The sequence below is a fragment of the Streptomyces carminius genome (assembly GCF_002794255.1).
In the GTDB taxonomy this organism is placed as follows: Bacteria; Actinomycetota; Actinomycetes; order Streptomycetales; family Streptomycetaceae; genus Streptomyces; species Streptomyces carminius.
Window position 1 is genome coordinate 30,570 of the sequence record NZ_PGGW01000009.1, and the last position, 20,375, is coordinate 50,944.

The following is a 20,375-nucleotide window of genomic DNA, read 5'->3' on the forward strand; positions in this document are numbered from 1 at the left end:
GGTGCGGTCCACGCGTGGCGGACACCGTCCCACCTGTCCTACGGCCAGGCGGGACGGTGGGTTCCCCGGTCCCGTGATCCGGCGGTCCGCGCTCCGGGCGCCGCGGAACCGGCGGACCGGCGGACCGGCGGATCAGCGGCGCTCGACGACGACCGACTCGATCACGACGTCCTCCAGCGGACGGTCGGTGCGCTGATTGGTCCGGACCGCCGCGACGGCGTCCACGACCTTCTGGCTCGCCGGGTCGGCGACCTCGCCGAAGATGGTGTGCTTGCCGGTCAGCCAGGCGGTCGGGGAGACGGTGATGAAGAACTGCGACCCGTTGGTGCCCGGGCCGGCGTTGGCCATCGCCAGCAGGTACGGCCGGTTGAACGCCAGGTCCGGGTGGAACTCGTCGGCGAACTCGTAGCCCGGGCCGCCGGTGCCGTTCCCCAGGGGGTCGCCGCCCTGGATCATGAAGCCGCTGATCACCCGGTGGAAGACCGTGCCGTCGTACAGCCTGTCGGTCGACTTCTTGCCGGTGGCGGGGTGGGTCCACTCCCGCTTGCCCTCGGCGAGCTCGACGAAGTTCTTGACCGTCTTCGGCGCGTGGTCCGGGAAGAGCCGGATGACGATGTCGCCGTGGTTGGTCCTCAGGGTGGCGTGGAGCTGCTCGGCCACGATCTACCTTCCATCTGTCTGTTCGGACCCCCCGATCCTCGCACAGCCGCGGTGTCCGGCACCCGGTGCGCGGCACCGTCCGGGGCGCACTCCGCGCCACGGCGCCTCCCACCGGAGCGCGCCGCGGTCCGCCGACACGCTCCCCGTAGCCCGGATGCCCGCGGGAGCATGCCCCGACACCGCCGGACAGGCATGATCTCGACCATGAGTGGAAGGCGGAAGAAACACACCACCGACGAGGAGGAGATCCCGTGACCCGCATGAAAAGCGTGCGCAGCGCCACAGACAACGCGAGGGACAGCGTGCGCCACGCCGCGGAGGTGGTGGCGCCGAAGGTGGCCCTCGCGGCCGACCAGGCCCGGTCCACCGTGCGGGGGCAGTACGTCTCGCACGTCGCGCCGCGGCTGGAGCAGGTGCGCGAGGTGATCCCCCCGGCGGTCGACACGGCAGCCGTCCGGGCGGCCCAGCGCACCCGTGAGGCGGCCCGGACGGCGAACGAGTTCGCCGGTCCCCGGGTCGAGGCGGCCCGCGCCGCGGCCGGTCCGGCCCGGGAGGCCGCGCTGGCCCGGTCCGCCGCCGCCGTCGCCGCCCTGCGCGGCGAACTGACCGCGGACGACATCCGACGCCTCGCACGGCGCAAGGCCCGCCGGGCCCGTACCGGCCGGGCCGTCAAGGGCATGCTGGTGTTCGGCCTGCTGGCCGGCGGCGCGACGGCCGTCTTCAAGTGGTGGGAGCGGCAGTCCAACCCCGACTGGCTGGTCGAGCCCCCGGACGCCACCGAGGTCGGCAGCGGCGCCACCGTCTCCGAGGCCGCCACGAACGGTTCCTCCCCGGCCTCCGCGAAGGCCGGGCCGGAGTCCGCCGAGACCGACACCCAGGGCGTCTCGTCCGAGGCCGCTCCGCGGTCGGAGTCACGGTCGGAGTCCCGTTCGGACGAGGAACGCTGACGGCGCCCGGCGCCCGTCCTCCGCGCCCTCGCGACCTTCACTTCCCTCCTCACCGGCGTGCATCGGCACGTGTCGGCGCGGCGGGGAGGAAACAGGAACAGGCCCGGTGCCGCGGACCCAGGAGGTCCGCCGGCACCGGGCCTGTGCGGCGTGGAGCTTAGGGGAGTCGAACCCCTGACATCTGCCATGCAAAGACAGCGCTCTACCAACTGAGCTAAAGCCCCGCCGACGACCAGAGTACCCAATGTCCCGGGTTGCTTCCGACCGGGTATCGCCCCCTGTCCGCCGTCTCCGTAGGATGCTCCGCAAGTTCGCTCCAGCGAAGCGGACACGGGGAGACATGGAGAGAGCAATGGACGCAACACAGCAGGAGGCGACCGCGAGGGCAAGGGAACTGCAGAGTCAGTGGTACGGCGAGCCCCTGGGCACCCTCTTCCGGCGGCTCATCGACGATCTGGGCCTCAACCAGGCGAGACTGGCGACTGTCCTCGGTCTGTCCGCGCCCATGCTCTCCCAGCTGATGAGCGGTCAGCGCGCGAAGATCGGCAACCCCGCCGTCGTCCAGCGGGTGCAGGCCCTGCAGGAACTGGCCGGCGAGGTCAGCAGGGGCACCGTCACCGCCGCCGAGGCCACCCGGCGGATGGAGGAGATCCGCCGCACCGCCGGGGGGAACGTGCTGAACACCACCAACCACGGCACCTCCTCCAGCGGCCAGGCGACGACCGTCAAGCGGGTGGTGCGCGAGATCCAGGCCCTGCTGCGCTCGGTCGCGGACGCGGCCGACATCATCGACGCGGCGGGCACCCTGGCGCCCAGCCACCCGGAACTGGCCGAGTTCCTGCGGGTGTACGGGGCCGGGAAGACCTCCGACGCGGTCCGGCACTACGAGGCTCACCAGGCCTGACCGGAACGGGCGCGTGAGGGACAGGGCGGACACGGGGACGCGGGGACGGGAGCGGGCGCGGCGCGATGGGTGAGATCTTCGGCGGCCGGTACGAGCTGGTCGACCCGATCGGACGCGGCGGGGTGGGCGCGGTCTGGCGCACCTGGGACCACCGGCGCAGGCGCTACGTGGCCGCGAAGGTCCTCCAGCAGCGCGACGCGCACACCCTGCTGCGGTTCGTCCGCGAACAGGCACTGCGCATCGACCACCCCCACGTCCTGGCCCCGACGAGCTGGGCCGCCGACGACGACAAGGTCCTGTTCACCATGGACCTGGTCCGCGGCGGCTCACTCGCCCATCTCATCGGTGACTACGGTCCGCTGCCGCCCGGCTATGTGTGCGTCCTGCTCGACCAGTTGCTGTCCGGGCTGGCGGCGGTACACGCCGAGGACGTGGTGCACCGCGACGTCAAACCCGCCAACATCCTGCTGGACGCGACCGGCACCCGCCGGCCCCATCTGCGGCTGTCGGACTTCGGGGTCGCGATGCGCAAGGGCGAACCACGGCTGACCGAGGCGGACTACGTCGTCGGCACCCCGGGTTACTTCGCACCCGAACAGCTACTGGGCGCCGAACCGGACTTCCCGGCCGACCTGTACGCGGCCGGTCTGGTGGCGGTGTACCTGCTCACCGGCCGGAAACCGGACTCCGAAGGGCTGGTGGAGGCGTACCTGGACGGGACGCCGCCGGCGCCCGAGGGCGTACCGGAGCCGCTGTGGGAGGTGCTCGGCAACCTGCTGAACCCCGATCCGGACAGCCGCTTCCGGACGGCGACGGGGGTGCGCAGGGCGCTGGCGGCCGCCGTGGAACTGCTTCCGGAGGAGACCGGGGCGGAGCACGAGGCGGTGGAGGTCTTCGACCACATCGGGCCGCTGCCGCCGGGATTCGGGCCGGAGGGACCGGTGGGACCGGTGGACGGCCGGGGCGCGGCGGCGGGCGGGCACGCACCGCTCTCGCCCTCGGACACCGGCAGCTTCCATCTGGCGCCCCCGACGGGGGGAGTGCCGCTGCCCCGGCGGCCGGAGCCGTCCACCGGGCAGTCCGTACGGCCGCCGGACCCGCAGTGGCCGGCCACTCCGCCGACGGCTCCGGCCGCCCCCGACCGGCCTCCGCAGCCGTACTCCCCTCCGCAGCCGCAACCACAGCCACAGCCACCGGCGTACGGGTATCCGTACCCGGCGCACCCCCACACCGGGGCCCGGCCCCACACCGGGACACCCCCGACGGGGCCCTACACCGAGGGCTACCGGCCCGCTCCGGCCTCCGAGGCGTCCCACCACGTACCACCGGCACCACCGGCACCACAGGACCCGGCTCCACCCGCCCGCGCACGGCGTCCCGGCCCGCCGCCCAGGGTGGCGGTCCCGGTCCTGGTGCTCGCCCTGCTCTGCCTCGCCGTCGGTCTCTGGGCGCTGTCCCAGACCTGACGCAGACCTGACGCAGACCTGACGCAGACCTGACGTGCTCCCTCCCGGGCGGAGCCCGCCCGGGAGCGGCCTCACCGGGAGGGGGCCGCGTGCCTCCCGCCACCGGTCGTTCCCGTCCCGCCGCGGCGGGCGACGGCCGTCCACAGTCCGAGGCCGAGGAGCAGCGCGCTGCCGGTCCCGATCCCGGCCCAGGCGAGGATCAGCATGTGTCCGTCACGCCGCGCGTCGGCCGCGGGCCTCCCCTGCTCCGGTCTCCCCCGCCCCAGCGGCGCCTGCCCGTCCTCGGCGGTGCCGAAGCCCGCGGCCCGGAGGTCGCCGTCGTACTCGGGTCCCTCGGCGGCCTCACCCTCGACGTTCACCCGCAGGGTGACGTCGGCGCCGTCGGGGAAGAACCGCTCCAGGTCCCGGTGGAGGGTCAGCTCCAGGTAGTACCAGCCCGGCACGCTCGCCTCGTCGGCACCGGTGCCGTAGCGGTTGCCGTAGTCCACCGGGGGAGTGCCCAGCGAGGCCGTGGTCAGCCCGCCGTCGTAGGGCTTGAAGTTCCCGCCGACGACGGAGCCCCTCGCCGGGTTGTACAACTGCAGGCCGAGCGCGCCCGGGACGAACGCGTACGTCCCCCGTGCCGCGGGCAGTTCGGCCGCGGCGGACAGCCGCTGCCCCCACTCCAGCGGCACCCGGTAGAAACGGGTCTCGCCCGGTCGCAGCCGGTCCCGCCACGCCCCGGTGCGGATCGCGGCGGCGTCGTTGGGGCCGCTGCCGCCGTCGGCCTGCCGCACCTCACCGCCGGGCGGCGCGGACGGTTCGGGCGGCTCGGTGCCTCCGGCGTCCCCGGCGGGCGGCTGCGGAGCCGCGCCCGTCAGGCCGGGCTCGGACATGTGGCGGATCTCGACCGGCCACTCACCGCCGGCCTCCCCGCCCACGCGGCCGACCGAGAACAGGTACCGCCCGGCCTTCCGGCACCGGGCGTCCACCCTCCCGCCCGTGCGGCGGGTCGTGTGGTCGCCGATGGGGTAGGCCGTCCCGTTCCCGGCGAAGGTCACCCTGGCGGTGTCGCACTCCTTGCCCTCGGCGGTGGTCAGCCGCAGCGCCAGGCCGTCGCCGCGGACGGCCACGGCGGTACCGGGTCCGGGGGCGGCCATCGCGGAGAGGTAGGCGGTCGAGGCGGCGTCCAGCTCGACCGCGTAGAGCCGCTCCTCGCCCGGGCCGATGCGGTCGGTGTAGATGCCCGGTGCGAGTTCCGGGGCCTCCGCGCCGCTCGTCGCGCCCCGGACGGGCTCGGCGTCCGGGGCCGTCCGGTAGCCGGGCGGCTCGTCCGGGCCCGCCGCCACCGCTCCCGGCAGTGCGGCGACCGCGCACAGTGCCGCCACGGCGGCCAGCCCTCTCAGCGCCGTGCGCCCCGTGCGCCCCATCCCCACGCGCCACTCCTCGTCGTCTCGGTCGTGCCGCTGCCCCGCCCCCGGGTGCCCGGCGGCCCGTCCCCCGCGCCGGCGGCGGCCGTACGCCGGACCATCCTGCACCGCCGCACCCCCGCCGCGGTACGGCGCCGTGCTGCATCACGGGCACCGTGCGGCGCCACAGGCACCCTCGCACCGCCCGCCACTCCTGGCGCACGGATCCGGGCGCCCCCGACAGACAACGGACAGGCACCGGACAAGCACCGGGCAAGCACCGGGCAAGCACCGGGCAAGCACCGTATGAACGCACCGGCCCGCACCTCAAGAGGGGCGCGGCGGGAGGGCGCGGCGGGTTCTCCGGACGCGGGCCCTCCGGGCCGGTGTCCACCGGTGGCAACGGCGAAGCCCCGGCCGACGGCCGGGGCTTCGTACCGAAAGTACACCGAAAGTACTGGAGTTCCGCTCTCAGACGCCGGAACCCGCGGACACGGAGTCGGTCGCCTCCGTCCACAGATCCTGCTCGGCGCGGTCCGCCTGGATCTGGCGGTACACGAGGAGCCCGCCCACGGCGGCCAGTGCGATCAGGAGAAGCTTCTTCACCGCGCTACCTCGTCCTTCATAGACGTTGGGACCTACTGGCGCCGATGATACCCGGGCGGCACCGGCCGTCCGGTGATCGACCCGGGGCGGCCGCTCCACCGCCCCGGTGACGCCGGAAGCCCGGAATCCCTGGGGGATTCCGGGCTTCCTTTCTGCGGTTCCGTGCTCCGCGCTGTGGGGCTAACAGGACTTGAACCTGTGGCCTCTTCCTTATCAGGGAAGCGCTCTAACCGTCTGAGCTATAGCCCCGTGCCGCACGGAAAGATTAGCGCACTTCAGTCGCCGTCCCAAATCCGTATCCCGGCATGCCGCCCGGTGCCGGGAAGGCCGCCGGGAGCGTTCCGGGGACACCTGACCGTCACTCGTCCTCCGCGAGCGTCACCTCGACACCGCCGACGATTCCGGCCGAGAGGTTGTAGATGAACGCCCCCAGCGTGGCCAGGGCCGTCATCAGCACCACGTCGATCACCGCGACTATCGAGGTGAACGCCAGCACCCGCGACAGGGACAGGAAGCCCTCCAGGTCGAAGCCGCCGCCGTCGTCCGTGGAGGTCGCCTCGCTGACCGTCCCGCCGACCGCGGCGAACACGCCCATGGCGTCCATCACCATCCACAGCACCGCCACCGCGGCGATCGTGCAGACGCCCAGCGCGATCGACAGCAGGAAGCTGACCTTCATCACCGACCACGGGTCGGTCTTGGCCACCCGCAGCCGCGCCTTGCGGGTCCTGGGCACCGTACGGGCGCCCGTACGCGACCTGCGTATGACGTCCATGTCCTGCTGCTGGTGGCCGGGCTGCGGGACCGCCTGCTGGTCCGCTCCCGGCTGGTGCGGCCGGCCGGAGTGCGGCGGCGGGGTGCCGCCCGGCGGGGACGGGTAGGCCTGCGGCGGCTGGTGCGGCTGCGGCGCACCGGCCTGGGGCTGGGCCGGCGGTTGCGGCTGCGGCTGCGGGTGGGCACTGGTCACGGTTGTTCCCCCACTGTGGGACTCGCCCTTGCGGCGAGTGTCGTCAGCGGCAGGCCCACGGGCGCCGCCATCGTCTTTGTCGCCTCTGGCGGCGCCCGCGGTTCCACTCACGATCTGTCTACTCCTCGTCGTCCGAAGCCGTCTCGGCGGCCGCGGAGACGGCCGCCTCCGGGAAAGACGCGTCCGGGGCCGTCTCGGTGCCGTCGCCCTCGGCCTCGACCTCCTCGGCCTCCCGGCCGGCCTCGGCGTTGCGCGCGATGCCGACCACGGCGTCGCGCTTGCCGAGGTTGATCAGTTGGACGCCCATCGTGTCACGGCCCGTCTCCCTGACCTCGTCGACCCGGGTGCGGATCACGCCGCCGCCGAGGGTGATGGCGAGGATCTCGTCGGTCTCCTCCACCACCAGGGCCCCCACCAGCGAACCGCGATCCTCCACGATCTTGGCCGCCTTGATGCCCAGACCGCCACGGCCCTGCACACGGTACTCGTCCACGGCCGTGCGCTTCGCGTACCCACCATCGGTGGCGGTGAAAACGAACGTACCGGCCCGTACGACGTTCATCGAGAGCAGTTCGTCTCCCTCCCGGAAGCTCATGCCCTTCACACCCGAGGTGGCGCGGCCCATCGGACGCAGCGAGTCGTCGGTGGCGGTGAACCGGATCGACTGCGCCTTGCGGCTGATCAGCAGCAGGTCGTCGTCCGGCGAGACCAGCTCGGCACCGATCAGCTCGTCCTCGCCGCCGCCCTCCAGCTCGCGGAGGTTGACGGCGATGACACCGCCGGAGCGCGGCGAGTCGTAGTCCTTCAGCGGGGTCTTCTTCACCAGGCCCGACTTGGTGGCCAGTACCAGGTACGGTGCGGCCGCGTAGTCCCGGACGGCCAGGATCCGGGCGATCTTCTCGTCCGGCTGGAAGGCCAGCAGGTTCGCCACGTGCTGGCCGCGCGCGTCCCGGCCGGCGTCCGGCAGCTCGTACGCCTTGGCCCGGTACACCCGGCCCTTGTTGGTGAAGAACAGCAGCCAGTTGTGCGTGGTGGTGACGAAGAAGTGGTCGACGATGTCGTCTTCCTTGAGCTTCGTGCCGCGCACGCCCTTGCCGCCGCGCTTCTGGGAGCGGTAGTCGTCGGTCTTCGTGCGCTTGACGTAGCCGCCGCGTGTGATGGTGACGACGATGTCCTCCTCGGCGATGAGGTCCTCGATGGACATGTCGCCGTCGAAGGGCACCAGTTTGCTGCGCCGGTCGTCGCCGTACTTGTCGACGATCGCGGCCAGCTCCTCGTCGATGATCTGCCGCTGCCGCTCGGGCGAGGCCAGGATCGCGTTGTACTCGTCGATCTTCGTCTGGAGTTCGTCGTGCTCGGCGGTGATCTTCTGCCGCTCCAGGGCCGCCAGCCGCCGCAGCTGCATCTCCAGGATCGCGTTCGCCTGGATCTCGTCGATGGCGAGCAGCTCCATCAGGCCGCCGCGCGCCACCTCCACGGTGTTGCTGCGCCGGATCAGCGCGATGACCTCGTCGATCGCGTCCAGTGCCTTGAGCAGGCCGCGCAGGATGTGGGCGCGCTCCTCGGCCTTGCGCAGCCGGTAGCGGGTACGGCGGACGATGACGTCCACCTGGTGGGTGACCCAGTTGCGGATGAACGCGTCCAGCGACAGCGTCCGGGGCACCCCGTCCACCAGGGCCAGCATGTTGGCGCCGAAGTTGGTCTGCAGATCGGTGTGCTTGTAGAGGTTGTTGAGCACGACCTTGGCGACCGCGTCCCGCTTGAGGACGATCACCAGCCGCTGCCCGGTGCGCGAGGAGGTCTCGTCGCGGACGTCCGCGATGCCGGCGACCCGGCCGTCCTTGACCAGCTCGGCGATCTTCAGCGCCAGGTTGTCCGGGTTCACCTGGTACGGCAGCTCGGTGACGACCAGGCACTGCCGCCCCTGGATCTCCTCCACCGCCACCACCGCGCGCATGGTGATCGAGCCGCGGCCGGTGCGGTACGCCTCCTCGATGCCCTTGCGGCCCACCACCAGCGCGCCGGAGGGGAAGTCGGGGCCCTTGATCCGCTCCAGCAGCGCGTCCAGCAGCTCCTCGTTGGACGCCTCCGGGTGCTCCAGGTACCAGCGGGCGCCGGCGGCCACCTCGCGCAGGTTGTGCGGCGGGATGTTGGTGGCCATACCGACCGCGATGCCCGCCGAGCCGTTGACCAGCAGGTTGGGGATGCGCGACGGCAGGACCGTCGGCTCCTGGTTGCGGCCGTCGTAGTTGTCCTGGAAGTCGACGGTCTCCTCGTCGATGTCCCGGAGCATCTCCATGGCCAGCGGCGCCATCTTGCACTCGGTGTACCGCATGGCCGCCGCCGGGTCGTTGCCCGGCGAGCCGAAGTTCCCGTTGGAGTCCACCAGCGGCATCCGCATCGACCACGGCTGGGCGAGGCGGACCAGGGCGTCGTAGATGGAGGTGTCACCGTGCGGGTGGTAGGTGCCCATCACGTCGCCGACGACGCGGGCGCACTTGTAGAAGCCCTTCTCGGGCCGGTAGCCGCCGTCGTACATCGCGTACAGCACCCGGCGGTGCACCGGCTTGAGCCCGTCGCGGACGTCGGGCAGCGCACGCGAGACGATCACGCTCATCGCGTAGTCGAGGTACGAGCGCTGCATCTCGGTCTCGAGGCTCACCGGTTCCACGCGGTTCCCGGCGCTCTCGTCCACCACGGGGATGCCCGGGGCGGGGGAGAGGGGCCCGGGGGCGCCCCCCTCGATGGGGGTGGGGGAAATCTCGTCGGCCATGGGTGTGGTCAGTCCTTGTGGTCGTCGTCGTGCGGCGTGCGGCGTACGGCCGACTCCGGTCAGATGTCGAGGAAGCGGACGTCCTTGGCGTTGCGCTGGATGAAGGAGCGCCGCGCCTCGACGTCCTCGCCCATCAGGATCGAGAACAGGTCGTCGGCGGCGGCCGCGTCGTCCAGCGTCACCTGGCGCAGCACCCGGTGGGCCGGGTCCATGGTGGTGATGCGCAGCTCCTCGGCGTTCATCTCGCCCAGACCCTTGAAGCGCTGCACCGAGTCGTCCCTGATCCGCTTGCCCTGCTCGCGGCCGAGCCGGATCAGGCTGTCGCGCTCCCGGTCGGAGTACGCGTACTCGAACTCGTCCCGCGACCACTTGATCTTGTAGAGCGGCGGCTGGGACAGGAAGACGTGACCGGCCTCCACCAGCGGCCGCATGAAGCGGAACAGCAGCGTCAGCAGCAGGGTGTTGATGTGCTGGCCGTCGACGTCGGCGTCCGCCATCAGGATGATCTTGTGATAGCGGAGCCTGGCGATGTCGAAGTCCTCGTGGATCCCGGTGCCGAACGCCGAGATCAGCGCCTGGACCTCCTGGTTCTGCAGGACCTTGTCGATCCGTGCCTTCTCCACGTTCAGGATCTTGCCGCGGATCGGCAGGATGGCCTGGTACTGCGGGTTGCGGCCGGACTTGGCGCTGCCGCCCGCGGAGTCGCCCTCGACGATGAAGATCTCGCACTTGACCGGGTCGTTGGACTGGCAGTCGCTCAGCTTGCCCGGCAGCGAGGCCGTCTCCAGCAGACCCTTGCGCCGGGTCAGGTCCCGCGCCTTGCGGGCCGCCACGCGCGCGGTGGCCGCCTGGATGCCCTTGCGGATGATGTCGGCGGCCTCGTTGGGGTTGCGGTCCAGCCAGTCGCCGAGGTGCTCGTGCACGATCTTCTGGACGAAGGTCTTCGCCTCGGTGTTGCCCAGCTTCGTCTTCGTCTGGCCCTCGAACTGCGGCTCGCCCAGCTTCACCGAGATGATCGCCGTCAGGCCCTCGCGGATGTCCTCGCCCGTGAGGTTGTCGTCCTTCTCCCGCAGCAGCTTCTTGTCCCGGGCGTAGCGGTTGACCAGACCGGTCAGCGCCGCCCGGAAACCCTCCTCGTGGGTGCCGCCCTCGTGGGTGTGGATGGTGTTGGCGAAGCTGTAGACACCCTCGGTGTACTGGGTGTTCCACTGCATCGCGATCTCCACCGAGATCTTCCGCTCCTTGTCCTCCGCCTCGATGTCGATCACCGAGGGGTGGACGGGCTCGCCCTTGCGGGAGTTGAGGTGGCGGACGAAGTCCGAGATGCCGCCCTCGTAGTGGTAGCGCACGAAACGCGGCTTGTCGTCCTCCGCCGTGTCCGTGGTGTCGGCGCCCGCCGTCTGCTTGGCCGCCTCCCGCTCGTCGGTCAGAGTGATCGTCAGACCGCGGTTGAGGAACGCCATCTCCTGGAAGCGGCGCGAGAGCGTCTCGAAGGAGTAGTCGGTCGTGTCGAAGATGTCGCCGTCGGCCCAGAAGGTGACCGTCGTACCGGTCTCGTCGGTGGCCTCGTTGCGCTGGAGGGGCGCGGTGGGCGCACCCATCTTGTACTCCTGCGTCCAGCGGTAGCCGTCCCGCTTGACCTCGACCGAGACCTTGGTCGACAGCGCGTTGACCACCGAGACGCCCACACCGTGCAGACCGCCGGAGACGGCGTAGCCGCCCCCGCCGAACTTGCCGCCCGCGTGCAGCACCGTCAGCACGACCTCGACCGCGGGCCTGCCCTCCGAGGGCACGATGCCGACCGGGATGCCGCGGCCGTTGTCGACGACCCGGACACCGCCGTCGGCCAGCAGCGTCACGTCGATGGTGTCCGCGTGGCCGGCCAGCGCCTCGTCGACGGAGTTGTCCACCACTTCCTGCACGAGGTGGTGGAGGCCGCGCTCACCGGTGGAGCCGATGTACATGCCGGGCCGCTTGCGGACCGCGTCCAGTCCCTCCAGGACCGTGATCGCACTGGCGTCGTACGACGGCTCGCCGACGCCGGCACCCGGAGCGGGCGGGGTCGCGGACGGCTCGGGGGACTCCCCGCCGGTGGCAGGGAAGGTTTCGTTGGAGTTGCCGGAATCGGCCACGAAGCGCCCTTTCTGGCACAGCACAAGCCTTCCCCTGCGATCGGATGGAGAACCCCGTCCGGGCGGGCAGGAGCGGCTGCGTCGTTCGACTTTTTCCGCAGTGAGGCGGATGTGGCTCCAGTCTACCGGCATCACTGACAACGATGGGGGTTTGCCGGTACCTGAGACCGCATGTGCCGCCCTGAACCGGCCTCATCCGACTCCCCATATGCGGCCCGGGCCCTCAGGGCGCTCACAAGGGCACTCAGCGCTTCGGGATGTCAAGGCCTCATCACTGTGAGCGCTCATACGGAATGAGAAGGTCCACATCGCCTCCCCGGGCCTTCCCCGGGCCCTTCGCCCCGGGCTTCCGGCGGGGCTTCCGGCAGTGCTCTCGGCGGGGCCCGGGGCGGTGCCGGGAGCCGGGCCGCGAGGCCCGGGACGTCACCCGTAGGTGTCCCCCGGGCCCCGGCTCCCCGGGGCGCGCAGCCGGCCGTGCCGGGTGTCCGGCGCCTCCGGCCCGCGGACCCTGATCACCTTCACCGTCCCCTGCCCCAGGTCCGCGTTCAGCCGCGCCACCAGCTGCGGCGCCAGCAGCCGTACCTGCGTCGCCCACGCGGTGGAGTCGCACCGCACCGACAGCACCCGCTCCTGCTCGTCGTACGACCCCGGTACGCAGTGCCGCGCCAGGTCCGGACCCACCAACTCCGGCCAGCGGCCCATCACGCCGCCCACCGCCATCGGCATCTCCCAGCCGCGCTCGGTCTTCAGCCGCTCGATCGCCGCACCCAGCGGCAGCGGATCACGGCCGTCCCGCCGCGCGCCCGACAGCGTCCCCGTGGTCCGGGAACGGCGCTTCTGCCGCGTCAGCGCACCGCGGGCCCGCGCCTGCTCCCGGGCCGCCCGCAGCGCCACCCGCGCCAGGTCCACCCCCGTCGGTTCCGCCGAAGGAGCCGGGATCCGCACCTCGGCGCCCTCCCCCGCGCCCTCTCCCGGGGCCGGCCCGGGGACGCCGCCGAGGTCCCGTTCCCTGTCCGGCCCGGCGCCCGGCTTCGCGTTCCGCCCCCCGCTCACAGCCGGGTCACCTCCCCGCCGCCGACCGTGTACCGCGTCCCCGCCAGCGCCTTCGGCACGTCCTCCTCGACCGCCGCCGTCACCAGCACCTGCTCACCGGGTGCCACCAGCTCGGCCAGCCGCTCCCGCCGCCGCACGTCCAGCTCGGCGAAGACGTCGTCGAGCACCAGCACCGGCTCGTTGCCCTCGCTCCGCAGCAGGTCGTACGAGGCCAGCCGCAGCGCCAGGGCGTACGACCAGGACTCGCCGTGGCTCGCGTACCCCTTCGCGGGCAACTCCCCCAGCCGCAGCACCAGATCGTCCCGGTGCGGACCCACCAGCGTCACGCCCCGCTCGATCTCCTGGCGGCGCGCGGCGGCCAGCTCCGCCAGCAGCCGCTGGTGCAGTTCCTCCCGGCTGCCGGCCGCCACCGGCGAGCGGTACTCCAGCACCACCGGGCCCCCGCCGGGCGCCAGCCGCTCGTACGCCTTGTCCGTCAGCGGGCCCAGCGCGGCCACCAGCGCCATCCGCTGGGCCAGGAGCTCCGCGCCGGCCCGGGCCAGATGCTGGTCCCACACGTCCAGGGTGGACAGCGCCCCGCCCCCGCCGGAGCCTGAGCCACCGGAACCGCCACCGGAACCGGAGCCGTGGCGGCGGGCCATCGCCGCCGTCTTCAGCAGGGTGTTGCGCTGCTTGAGCACCCGCTCGTAGTCCGCCCGCACCCCTGCCATCCGCGGCGCGCGCGCGGTGACCAGCTCGTCCAGGAAGCGCCGCCGCTCCCCCGGATCGCCCTTCACCAGCGCCAGGTCCTCCGGCGCGAACAGCACCGTGCGCACGATGCCCAGCACGTCCCTCGGCCTGACCTGCGAGGAGCGGTTGATCCGGGCGCGGTTGGCCCGGCCCGGATTCAGCTCGAGCTCCACCAGCTGCTGCCGGTCCCCCTGCCGCACCGCCGCGCGTATCACCGCCCGGTCGGCGCCCGAGCGCACCAGCGGGGCGTCGGAGGCCACCCGGTGGCTGCCCAGCGTCGCCAGATAGCCGACGGCCTCCACCAGGTTCGTCTTGCCCTGGCCGTTCGGTCCGACGAAGGCGGTGACGCCCGGATCGAGCGGGACCTCGACCCGGGTATACGACCGGAAGTCGGCGAGCGACAGATGCGTGACGTGCATCGGACCCGATCCGCCGCGACCGGTCAGCCGCCGGCCGGCGGGGTGACGTCCGCGCCCGGCGCGTCGGCGCCCTTCTCGCCGCCGGCCGCGGCGGTCACCGCGTGGCCGCCGAACTGGTTGCGCAGCGCGGCGATCATCTTCATCTGCGGGGAGTCGTCCTGCCGGGAGGAGAACCGGGCGAACAGCGACGCGGTGATCGCGGGCAGCGGCACCGCGTGGTCGATCGCCGCCTCCACCGTCCAGCGGCCCTCGCCGGAGTCGGCCGCGTAGCCGCGCAGCGCCCCCAGGTGCTCGTCGTCGTCCAGCGCGCGGACGGCCAGGTCCAGCAGCCAGGAGCGGATGACCGTGCCCTCGCGCCAGGAGCGGAAGATCTCGCGGACGTCGGTGACCGCCTCGGCAGCCTCCAGCAGCTCCCAGCCCTCGGCGAAGGCCTGCATCATCGCGTACTCGATGCCGTTGTGGACCATCTTCGCGAAGTGGCCCGCGCCCACCTTCCCGGCGTGCACGGAGCCGAACTCGCCCTCCGGCTTGAGCGCGTCGAAGACCGGCTGCACCTTCGCGACGTGCTCGGCCTCGCCGCCGTACATCAGCGCGTAGCCGTTCTCCAGACCCCACACGCCGCCGGAGACGCCGCAGTCCACGAAGCCGATGCCCCGGGCGGCCAGCTGCTCGGCGTGCTTCTCGTCGTCGGTCCAGCGGGAGTTGCCGCCGTCCACGACCACGTCGCCGGGGGAGAGCAGCTCGGCCAGCGCGTCGACGGTCGCCTGCGTCGGGCCGCCGGCCGGGACCATGACCCACACCACCCGCGGGGCCTTCAGCGAGTCCACGAGCTCCTCAAGGCTGTGGACGTCGGCGAGGTCCGGGTTGCGGTCGTATCCGACGACGGTGTGGCCGGCGCGGCGGATGCGCTCGCGCATGTTGCCGCCCATCTTGCCGAGACCGACGAGACCGAGCTCCATCAGAGGCCTTTCCTTCGGTTTTCCAGCGTTCGTACCCGGTGACGAGCCTACGCCGGGGAGGTGACGCACAGCTGTGGGCACACCCCGCTCGAATGCGCGGCGGACCCGGCCGCCCCGGCGGGCCACACCGGACCGAGGGGCCCGGCAGGGCCCGCGTCCCGGCTCAGCCCGACAGCCGCACCGGCATGCTGCGGTCCGTGCGAGGGACGACCCTCGCGCTCCCGCCCGCGCCGGACCGCCCGTGCCCCGGCTCAGCCCGACAGCCGCACCGGCATGATCAGGTACTTGTACGACTCGTCCGCCTCCGCGTCCACCGCGGGCCTGCCGCTCAGCAGCGCCGGCTTGGTGGAGGTGGTGAAGGACAGCTGGGCCACCGGGGAGTCGATGGCGCTCAGGCCCTCCAGCAGGAAGCCGGGGTTGAAGGCGATCGAGATGTCGTCGCCCTCCAGCTGCGCGTCCACCCGCTCCACAGCCTGTGCGTCGTCGCTGGAGCCCGCCTCCAGGATCAGCACGCCCTGCTCGAAGGTGAGCCGTACCGGGGTGTTCCGCTCGGCCACCAGCGACACGCGCTTGACCGCCTCCACGAAGGGCGCCGTCTCGATCACCGCCACCGAGTTGAACTCCGTCGGGAAGAGCGTCCGGTACTTCGGCAGATCGCCCTCCAGCAGACGCGTCGTGGTCCGCCGGCCGTTGCCCTCGAAGCCGATCAGGCCCTCGCCCGCGCCCGAGCCCGACAGCGCCAGCGTCACGTCGTCCCCGCCGTTGAGCGACTTGGCGGTGTCCAGCAGCGTCTTGGCGGGCACCAGGGCCACCGCGGAGGCGTCCGGTGTCTCCGGCTTCCACAGGAACTCCCGGACCGCGAAGCGGTAGCGGTCGGTGGACGCCAGGGTGACCGTGTCGCCCTCGATCTCGATGCGCACACCGGTGAGCACCGGCAGTGTGTCGTCGCGGCCGGCGGCGATGGCGACCTGGGCGGCGGCGGCGGCGAAGACCTCGCCCGGGACCGTGCCGGTCGCGCTCGGCATCTGGGGCAGCGCCGGGTACTCCTCCACAGGCAGTGTGTGGAGTGTGAACCGCGAGGAGCCGCAGACGACGGTCACCCGTACACCGTCTGTGGAGATCTCCACGGGACGGTTGGGGAGCGCGCGGGAGATGTCCGCCAGGAGGCGGCCGGAGACGAGGACCGTCCCGCTCTCCTCCACATCGGCCTCCACCGAGACCCGTGCCGAGACCTCGTAGTCGAAGCCGGACAGGCTCAGTGAGCCCTCCTCGGCCTTCAGCAGCAGCCCCGCGAGGACCGGCACCGGGGGCCGGGCCGGGAGGCTGCGGGCCGCCCAGGCCACCGCCTCCGCGAGGACATCGCGCTCCACCCGGATCTTCACTTCAGCCGCCTCCTGCTGTTGCTGGCTGCTCGCCCTGCTGATCTTCGTTGTCGGCTTGTCGCCGGAGACCAGTCTGACGCACCCGGCTGACAGCCGGGGCGGGTCGGGGTCAAGTCGGGCGGAGCGGCGTGCGCGGCGTCCGGGCCGAGTTGTGCACAGGGCCCGTTTCCGAGCGAAGTTCCCGCTTTATATCCGTGGTCGTAGTAGTAGGGCCTGTGGAAACCGTGGATAACCCGGTTCACGCAGGTCACGGCGGATATTTTGTCCACCGGCCCTGTGGGCGGAGCGGTGGACGGAGAGGGGGTGGCTGTGGACACCGGAAAGTTCTGCACACCCGATGCACAGGGATCCCGGAGTTCTCCCCAGGGTCGCCCACAGTTTTACCCGACTTCTCAACAGGCCAACCGGGCCTGCCGGTGTGACGCCTTTCACACGGATCGGTGACATGGCGCGTCACGTTGCCGAACAGTGGACAACGCTGTGGAGAAGCTGTGCACAACACGGCTCCGCCTGTGGGCGGGCGGTGGACAACTCGACTCGTCCGCCGCGGCCCCATCGGTCGTCCACACCCTGTGGACAACTGTTGACAACAGATCCCCAGGGTCCTGACCTGCTCCATCCGATCACAGCCGGGCGTTCCTGTGGACACACTCGGGAAAACTCGGCGGTCCCCAGCGTGTGGACGGCGGGGAGGCGGCACAGCTGTGGACCGGGCACCGTTCCGGCCCGTGGAATCGAACAGCGAGAAGCCCCCCGGAGGTCCCGGGGGCTCGGCGTGAGTGCGTGTGGACGCGTGTGCGCGGCCGCGCGGTGAGGCGGGCGGCGTGAGGCGGGCGGCGTGATGCGGGCGGCGTGATGCGGGCGGGGTGAGGAGACGGCTCCGGGAGGGCGGACGGGCTCCGTCCGCCCTCCCGGAGCCGTCCGTCGCCCGTCAGGCGTTCTTGATGCGGTTGGTCAGCTCGGTGACCTGGTTGTAGATGGACCGGCGCTCGGCCATCAGCGCGCGGATCTTGCGATCGGCGTGCATCACGGTGGTGTGGTCCCGGCCGCCGAACTGGGCGCCGATCTTCGGCAGCGACAGATCGGTCAGCTCCCGGCACAGGTACATGGCGATCTGCCGCGCGGTGACCAGGACCCGGCTGCGCGAGGAGCCGCACAGGTCGTCCACCGTCAGCCCGAAGTAGTCGGCCGTGGACGCCATGATGTTGGCCGCGGTGATCTCCGGGGCGGCGTTCTCGCCGCCGGGGATGAGGTCCTTCAGGACGATCTCCGTCAGGCCCAGGTCGACGGGCTGCCGGTTGAGGCTGGCGAAGGCGGTGACCCGGATCAGCGCCCCCTCCAGCTCGCGGATGTTGCGCGAGATCCGCGAGGCGATGAACTCCAGCACCTCCGGAGGCGCGTTCAGCTGCTCCTGCACCGCCTTCTTCCGCAGGATCGCGATGCGCGTCTCCAGCTCGGGCGGCTGGACGTCGGTGATCAGCCCCCACTCGAAGCGGTTGCGCAGCCGGTCCTCCAGGGTGACCAGCTGCTTGGGCGGCCGGTCGGAGGAGAGCACGATCTGCTTGTTGGCGTTGTGGAGTGTGTTGAAGGTGTGGAAGAACTCCTCCTGCGTCGACTCCTTGCTCGCCAGGAACTGGATGTCGTCGACCAGCAGGATGTCCATGTCGCGGTAGCGCTTGCGGAACGCGTCCGCCTTGCCGTCGCGGATGGAGTTGATGAACTCGTTGGTGAACTCCTCCGAGCTCACGTACCGCACCCGGGTGCCCGGGTAGAGGCTGCGGGCGTAGTGGCCGATGGCGTGCAGCAGGTGCGTCTTGCCCAGCCCGGACTCGCCGTAGATGAACAGCGGGTTGTATGCCTTGGCCGGCGCCTCGGCGACGGCGACCGCGGCGGCGTGCGCGAAGCGGTTGGAGGCGCCGATGACGAAGGTGTCGAAGAGGTACTTCGGGTTCAGCCGGGCCGTCGGCTCGCCGGGACCGGTCGCGGGCGCCGGCTGTGCGGCGAGCGGGCCGGGCGCGCCGCTGGGCGCCGGCAGCTGCGGGGAGTCGCCCCGTCCCATGGCGCCGGGGCCGTCGTAGCGCGGCCTCGGGGGCTGGTCGTAGGGGGAGGCCCGGCGCCGGTCGTAGGAGGGGGGCTCGTACGGCGGGGCCTGCGGCGGGTACGGATCGCGGGACGGCTGCCAGGCCTCGGGCTCCTGCGGCCGGGGCCAGGCGCCCGGCTGCTGGTGCTGCTGGTGCTGCTGGCTGTGCGGGTAGTCCGGGTACGCGGGGCGTGCGTTCGGCAGCTCGGGCCGTTCGTCATGGCGCGCACCGTGCTGGGAACCGTGCCGGTCGCCGTGCTGCCGGTGGTGCGCGTCGTAGCGCGGCTCGTCGAAGCGGAGAGACTGCTGGTGCGGAGGGGACTGGTGGTGCTGCGGAGGCTCCGGGGCCGCGGGCGCGGGGGGCGGCGGGGCCGGCGGGGAGGGATCGGGCACCGGGCCGGTGACGGTGATCGCCAGACGGATGGGCTGCTGGCACTCACGGCTGAGCGTGTCGGTGATCAGCGGGGAGAGCCGCCCCTCCAGTACACCTTTGGCGTACTCGTTGGGCACGCCGAGCAGCGCGGTGCCGGACACCAGTACCAGGGGCTGGCAGTCTCTGAGCCACCGCTGGTCCTTGGCCTCGACGCCCTGGCCGTCGGCGAGGAGCTGTTCCAGCACGCGTGGCCACACTGCGGCAAGATCGGCAGGCAGGTCGGCCACAGGACACGCTCTCTCACTCGCTGGGGGGCGTTTTCGGGGGGTGCGGGACCGGTCGGGCGGCCGGTCCGCGTCGGTGGTCCGGTTCCGCCCGGGTGTGCTTCTCGGGACGGCTGGGAGGAAACGGAAGTTCGGCCACGGTAGTCAGCGCGGTGTGCGCGGTTCAAGTCGTTGTCCACAGGCTGTGTACAGAACCCCCCGGCCGGCCCTGGTTTGACCGGACGGCTCGGGCGCGCGTACCGTAACCAGGTCGAGTTGTCGATGGCTGCTGCCGCCTGCCTCCGATGGGCAAGATCCTGGCGATCACAGAAGCGGTGCACTCGGGCGTTGCGAGCTACTCGTGGGCGCACGGTGACAGCCAGCAGGCACCCCACACGTCTCTTCGAGACACGAACATCCCTGGAGCCCTCGAGTGAGCAAGCGCACCTTCCAGCCGAACAACCGCCGCCGCGCGAAGACCCACGGTTTCCGGCTGCGTATGCGGACCCGTGCGGGCCGTGCGATCGTCGCGGCCCGCCGCGGCAAGGGCCGCGCCCGTCTGTCGGCCTGACCAGTTCAGCCCGCGGGTCCGTGTCGTGCTGCCCACCGAGAACCGGCTGAGGCGGCGCGAGGACTTCGCGGCCGCGGTACGACGGGGACGCCGGGCCGGGCGTCCGCTTCTCGTCGTCCATCTGCGCAGGGGGTCCCCCCACTCCGGTGCCGGGGGACATTCGGACCCGCACGCCGCCGAGGGAGGCGCTCTCCCGGCGCGTGCGGGTTTCGTCGTGAGCAAGGCCGTCGGCAACGCGGTGGTCCGTAACCGTGTGAAGCGGCGGCTTCGCCATCTGGTCCGGGAGAGGATTACCGAACTGCCGCCCGGTAGCCTGATGGTCATACGGGCGCTGCCCGGTGCGGGTGAGGCGGACCACGAGAAGTTGGCCCGGGATCTGGACACCGCACTGCAGCGGCTGCTTGGAGGGCCGTCGTGAAGTACCCGCTGCTGTGGTTGATCAAGCTGTACCAGTGGACCATCAGCCCCATGCTCGGTCCGGTGTGCAGGTACTACCCGTCGTGTTCGCACTACGGCTATGAGGCCGTCAACCGGCACGGCGCGGTGAAAGGGACGGCACTGACCGCCTGGCGCATTCTGCGCTGCAACCCATGGTCGCCCGGTGGGGTGGATCACGTTCCTGCCCGGAAGCACCCGGTCTGGCATCAGCGACTGCGCAGCCGCTGGCAGCACCGGACCCAGTCCAATGCCCAAGGAGCCTGAC

The 20,375-nt window shown here is 71.9% G+C and carries 17 protein-coding genes and 2 tRNA genes; 6 read left to right on the forward strand and 13 right to left on the reverse strand.

Annotated features, from left to right (window positions below):
• Positions 1-132: 132 nt before the first annotated feature.
• Entirely contained in the window at positions 133-660 is a 528-nt protein-coding gene (locus tag CUT44_RS02370) for a peptidylprolyl isomerase (RefSeq protein ID WP_100200426.1), read from the reverse strand.
• Between the two features lie 260 nt (positions 661-920).
• On the opposite strand from CUT44_RS02370, the gene CUT44_RS02375 reads away from it, so the two are divergent.
• Positions 921-1,607, forward strand: a complete 687-nt coding sequence (locus CUT44_RS02375) for a DUF5324 family protein (protein WP_158239556.1) — start codon at positions 921-923, stop codon at positions 1,605-1,607.
• A 151-nt stretch (positions 1,608-1,758) separates the two neighbouring features.
• Here the strand turns inward: CUT44_RS02375 and CUT44_RS02380 are convergent.
• Positions 1,759-1,831 (reverse strand) — tRNA-Ala (locus CUT44_RS02380).
• A gap of 128 nt (positions 1,832-1,959) precedes the next feature.
• On the opposite strand from CUT44_RS02380, the gene CUT44_RS02385 reads away from it, so the two are divergent.
• Together CUT44_RS02385 and CUT44_RS02390 are read left to right on the forward strand one after the other, a co-directional pair.
• Positions 1,960-2,511: a helix-turn-helix domain-containing protein gene (locus CUT44_RS02385; RefSeq protein WP_100200427.1), complete on the forward strand. Its 552-nt coding sequence runs from the start codon at positions 1,960-1,962 to the stop codon at positions 2,509-2,511.
• A 65-nt stretch (positions 2,512-2,576) separates the two neighbouring features.
• Positions 2,577-3,977, forward strand: coding sequence for a serine/threonine-protein kinase (locus CUT44_RS02390; RefSeq protein WP_100200428.1), 1,401 nt, complete (start codon positions 2,577-2,579; stop codon positions 3,975-3,977).
• A 71-nt stretch (positions 3,978-4,048) separates the two neighbouring features.
• On the opposite strand, the gene CUT44_RS02395 is transcribed toward CUT44_RS02390, so the two are convergent.
• The 11 genes from CUT44_RS02395 to dnaA form a co-directional block, all read right to left on the reverse strand.
• Positions 4,049-5,392 (reverse strand): hypothetical protein, encoded by a 1,344-nt coding sequence (locus tag CUT44_RS02395; RefSeq protein WP_146252160.1) that lies wholly within the window; start codon positions 5,390-5,392, stop codon positions 4,049-4,051.
• 444 nt (positions 5,393-5,836) lie between these two features.
• Complete coding sequence (locus CUT44_RS33745) at positions 5,837-5,971, reverse strand: DLW-39 family protein (RefSeq protein ID WP_233221147.1); 135 nt, start codon at positions 5,969-5,971, stop codon at positions 5,837-5,839.
• 175 nt (positions 5,972-6,146) lie between these two features.
• Positions 6,147-6,220, reverse strand: a tRNA-Ile gene (locus tag CUT44_RS02400).
• 109 nt (positions 6,221-6,329) lie between these two features.
• Entirely contained in the window at positions 6,330-7,049 is a 720-nt protein-coding gene (locus CUT44_RS02405) for a DUF3566 domain-containing protein (protein ID WP_100200430.1), read from the reverse strand.
• A gap of 7 nt (positions 7,050-7,056) precedes the next feature.
• Positions 7,057-9,711, reverse strand: coding sequence for a DNA gyrase subunit A (gene gyrA / locus CUT44_RS02410; RefSeq protein ID WP_100200431.1), 2,655 nt, complete (start codon positions 9,709-9,711; stop codon positions 7,057-7,059).
• Between the two features lie 59 nt (positions 9,712-9,770).
• The gene (gene gyrB, locus CUT44_RS02415) at positions 9,771-11,867 is read right to left on the reverse strand and encodes a DNA topoisomerase (ATP-hydrolyzing) subunit B (protein WP_100200432.1); all 2,097 of its coding nucleotides are present in this window, start codon (positions 11,865-11,867) and stop codon (positions 9,771-9,773) included.
• Positions 11,868-12,266: 399 nt separating this feature from the next.
• Positions 12,267-12,788, reverse strand: a complete 522-nt coding sequence (locus CUT44_RS02420; protein WP_233221156.1) for a DUF721 domain-containing protein — start codon at positions 12,786-12,788, stop codon at positions 12,267-12,269.
• Positions 12,789-12,892: 104 nt separating this feature from the next.
• Entirely contained in the window at positions 12,893-14,044 is a 1,152-nt protein-coding gene (gene recF, locus CUT44_RS02425; protein WP_100200434.1) for a DNA replication/repair protein RecF, read from the reverse strand.
• Between the two features lie 23 nt (positions 14,045-14,067).
• Positions 14,068-15,003 (reverse strand): phosphogluconate dehydrogenase (NAD(+)-dependent, decarboxylating), encoded by a 936-nt coding sequence (gnd, locus tag CUT44_RS02430; protein WP_100200435.1) that lies wholly within the window; start codon positions 15,001-15,003, stop codon positions 14,068-14,070.
• A gap of 251 nt (positions 15,004-15,254) precedes the next feature.
• Positions 15,255-16,385 (reverse strand): DNA polymerase III subunit beta, encoded by a 1,131-nt coding sequence (gene dnaN / locus CUT44_RS02435; protein ID WP_100200436.1) that lies wholly within the window; start codon positions 16,383-16,385, stop codon positions 15,255-15,257.
• 931 nt (positions 16,386-17,316) lie between these two features.
• Positions 17,317-19,125, reverse strand: a complete 1,809-nt coding sequence (dnaA, locus tag CUT44_RS02440; RefSeq protein ID WP_100200437.1) for a chromosomal replication initiator protein DnaA — start codon at positions 19,123-19,125, stop codon at positions 17,317-17,319.
• 409 nt (positions 19,126-19,534) lie between these two features.
• Between dnaA and rpmH the strand changes: the two genes are divergently transcribed.
• Genes rpmH through yidD form a run of 3 tightly spaced genes read left to right on the forward strand, consistent with a single transcriptional unit; the run spans position 19,535 to position 20,374 of the window.
• Positions 19,535-19,672 (forward strand): 50S ribosomal protein L34, encoded by a 138-nt coding sequence (gene rpmH, locus CUT44_RS02445; RefSeq protein WP_100200438.1) that lies wholly within the window; start codon positions 19,535-19,537, stop codon positions 19,670-19,672.
• A 25-nt stretch (positions 19,673-19,697) separates the two neighbouring features.
• Positions 19,698-20,090, forward strand: coding sequence for a ribonuclease P protein component (gene rnpA / locus CUT44_RS02450; RefSeq protein ID WP_100200439.1), 393 nt, complete (start codon positions 19,698-19,700; stop codon positions 20,088-20,090).
• Positions 20,087-20,374, forward strand: coding sequence for a membrane protein insertion efficiency factor YidD (yidD, locus tag CUT44_RS02455; protein ID WP_100200440.1), 288 nt, complete (start codon positions 20,087-20,089; stop codon positions 20,372-20,374). The genes rnpA and yidD overlap by 4 nt, the downstream gene beginning before the upstream one ends.
• The last annotated feature ends 1 nt before the right edge of the window (position 20,375 follow it).

Bases quoted from the DNA above. Each gene is read 5' to 3' on its own strand.
- gyrA (WP_100200431.1), bottom strand. From the start codon at position 9,711: ATGGCCGACGAGATTTCCCCCACCCCCATCGAGGGGGGCGCCCCCGGG.
- CUT44_RS02375 (WP_158239556.1), top strand. From the start codon at position 921: ATGAAAAGCGTGCGCAGCGCCACAGACAACGCGAGGGACAGCGTGCGC.
- CUT44_RS02390 (WP_100200428.1), top strand. From the start codon at position 2,577: ATGGGTGAGATCTTCGGCGGCCGGTACGAGCTGGTCGACCCGATCGGA.
- CUT44_RS02385 (WP_100200427.1), top strand. From the start codon at position 1,960: ATGGACGCAACACAGCAGGAGGCGACCGCGAGGGCAAGGGAACTGCAG.
- gnd (WP_100200435.1), bottom strand. From the start codon at position 15,003: ATGGAGCTCGGTCTCGTCGGTCTCGGCAAGATGGGCGGCAACATGCGC.
- recF (WP_100200434.1), bottom strand. From the start codon at position 14,044: ATGCACGTCACGCATCTGTCGCTCGCCGACTTCCGGTCGTATACCCGG.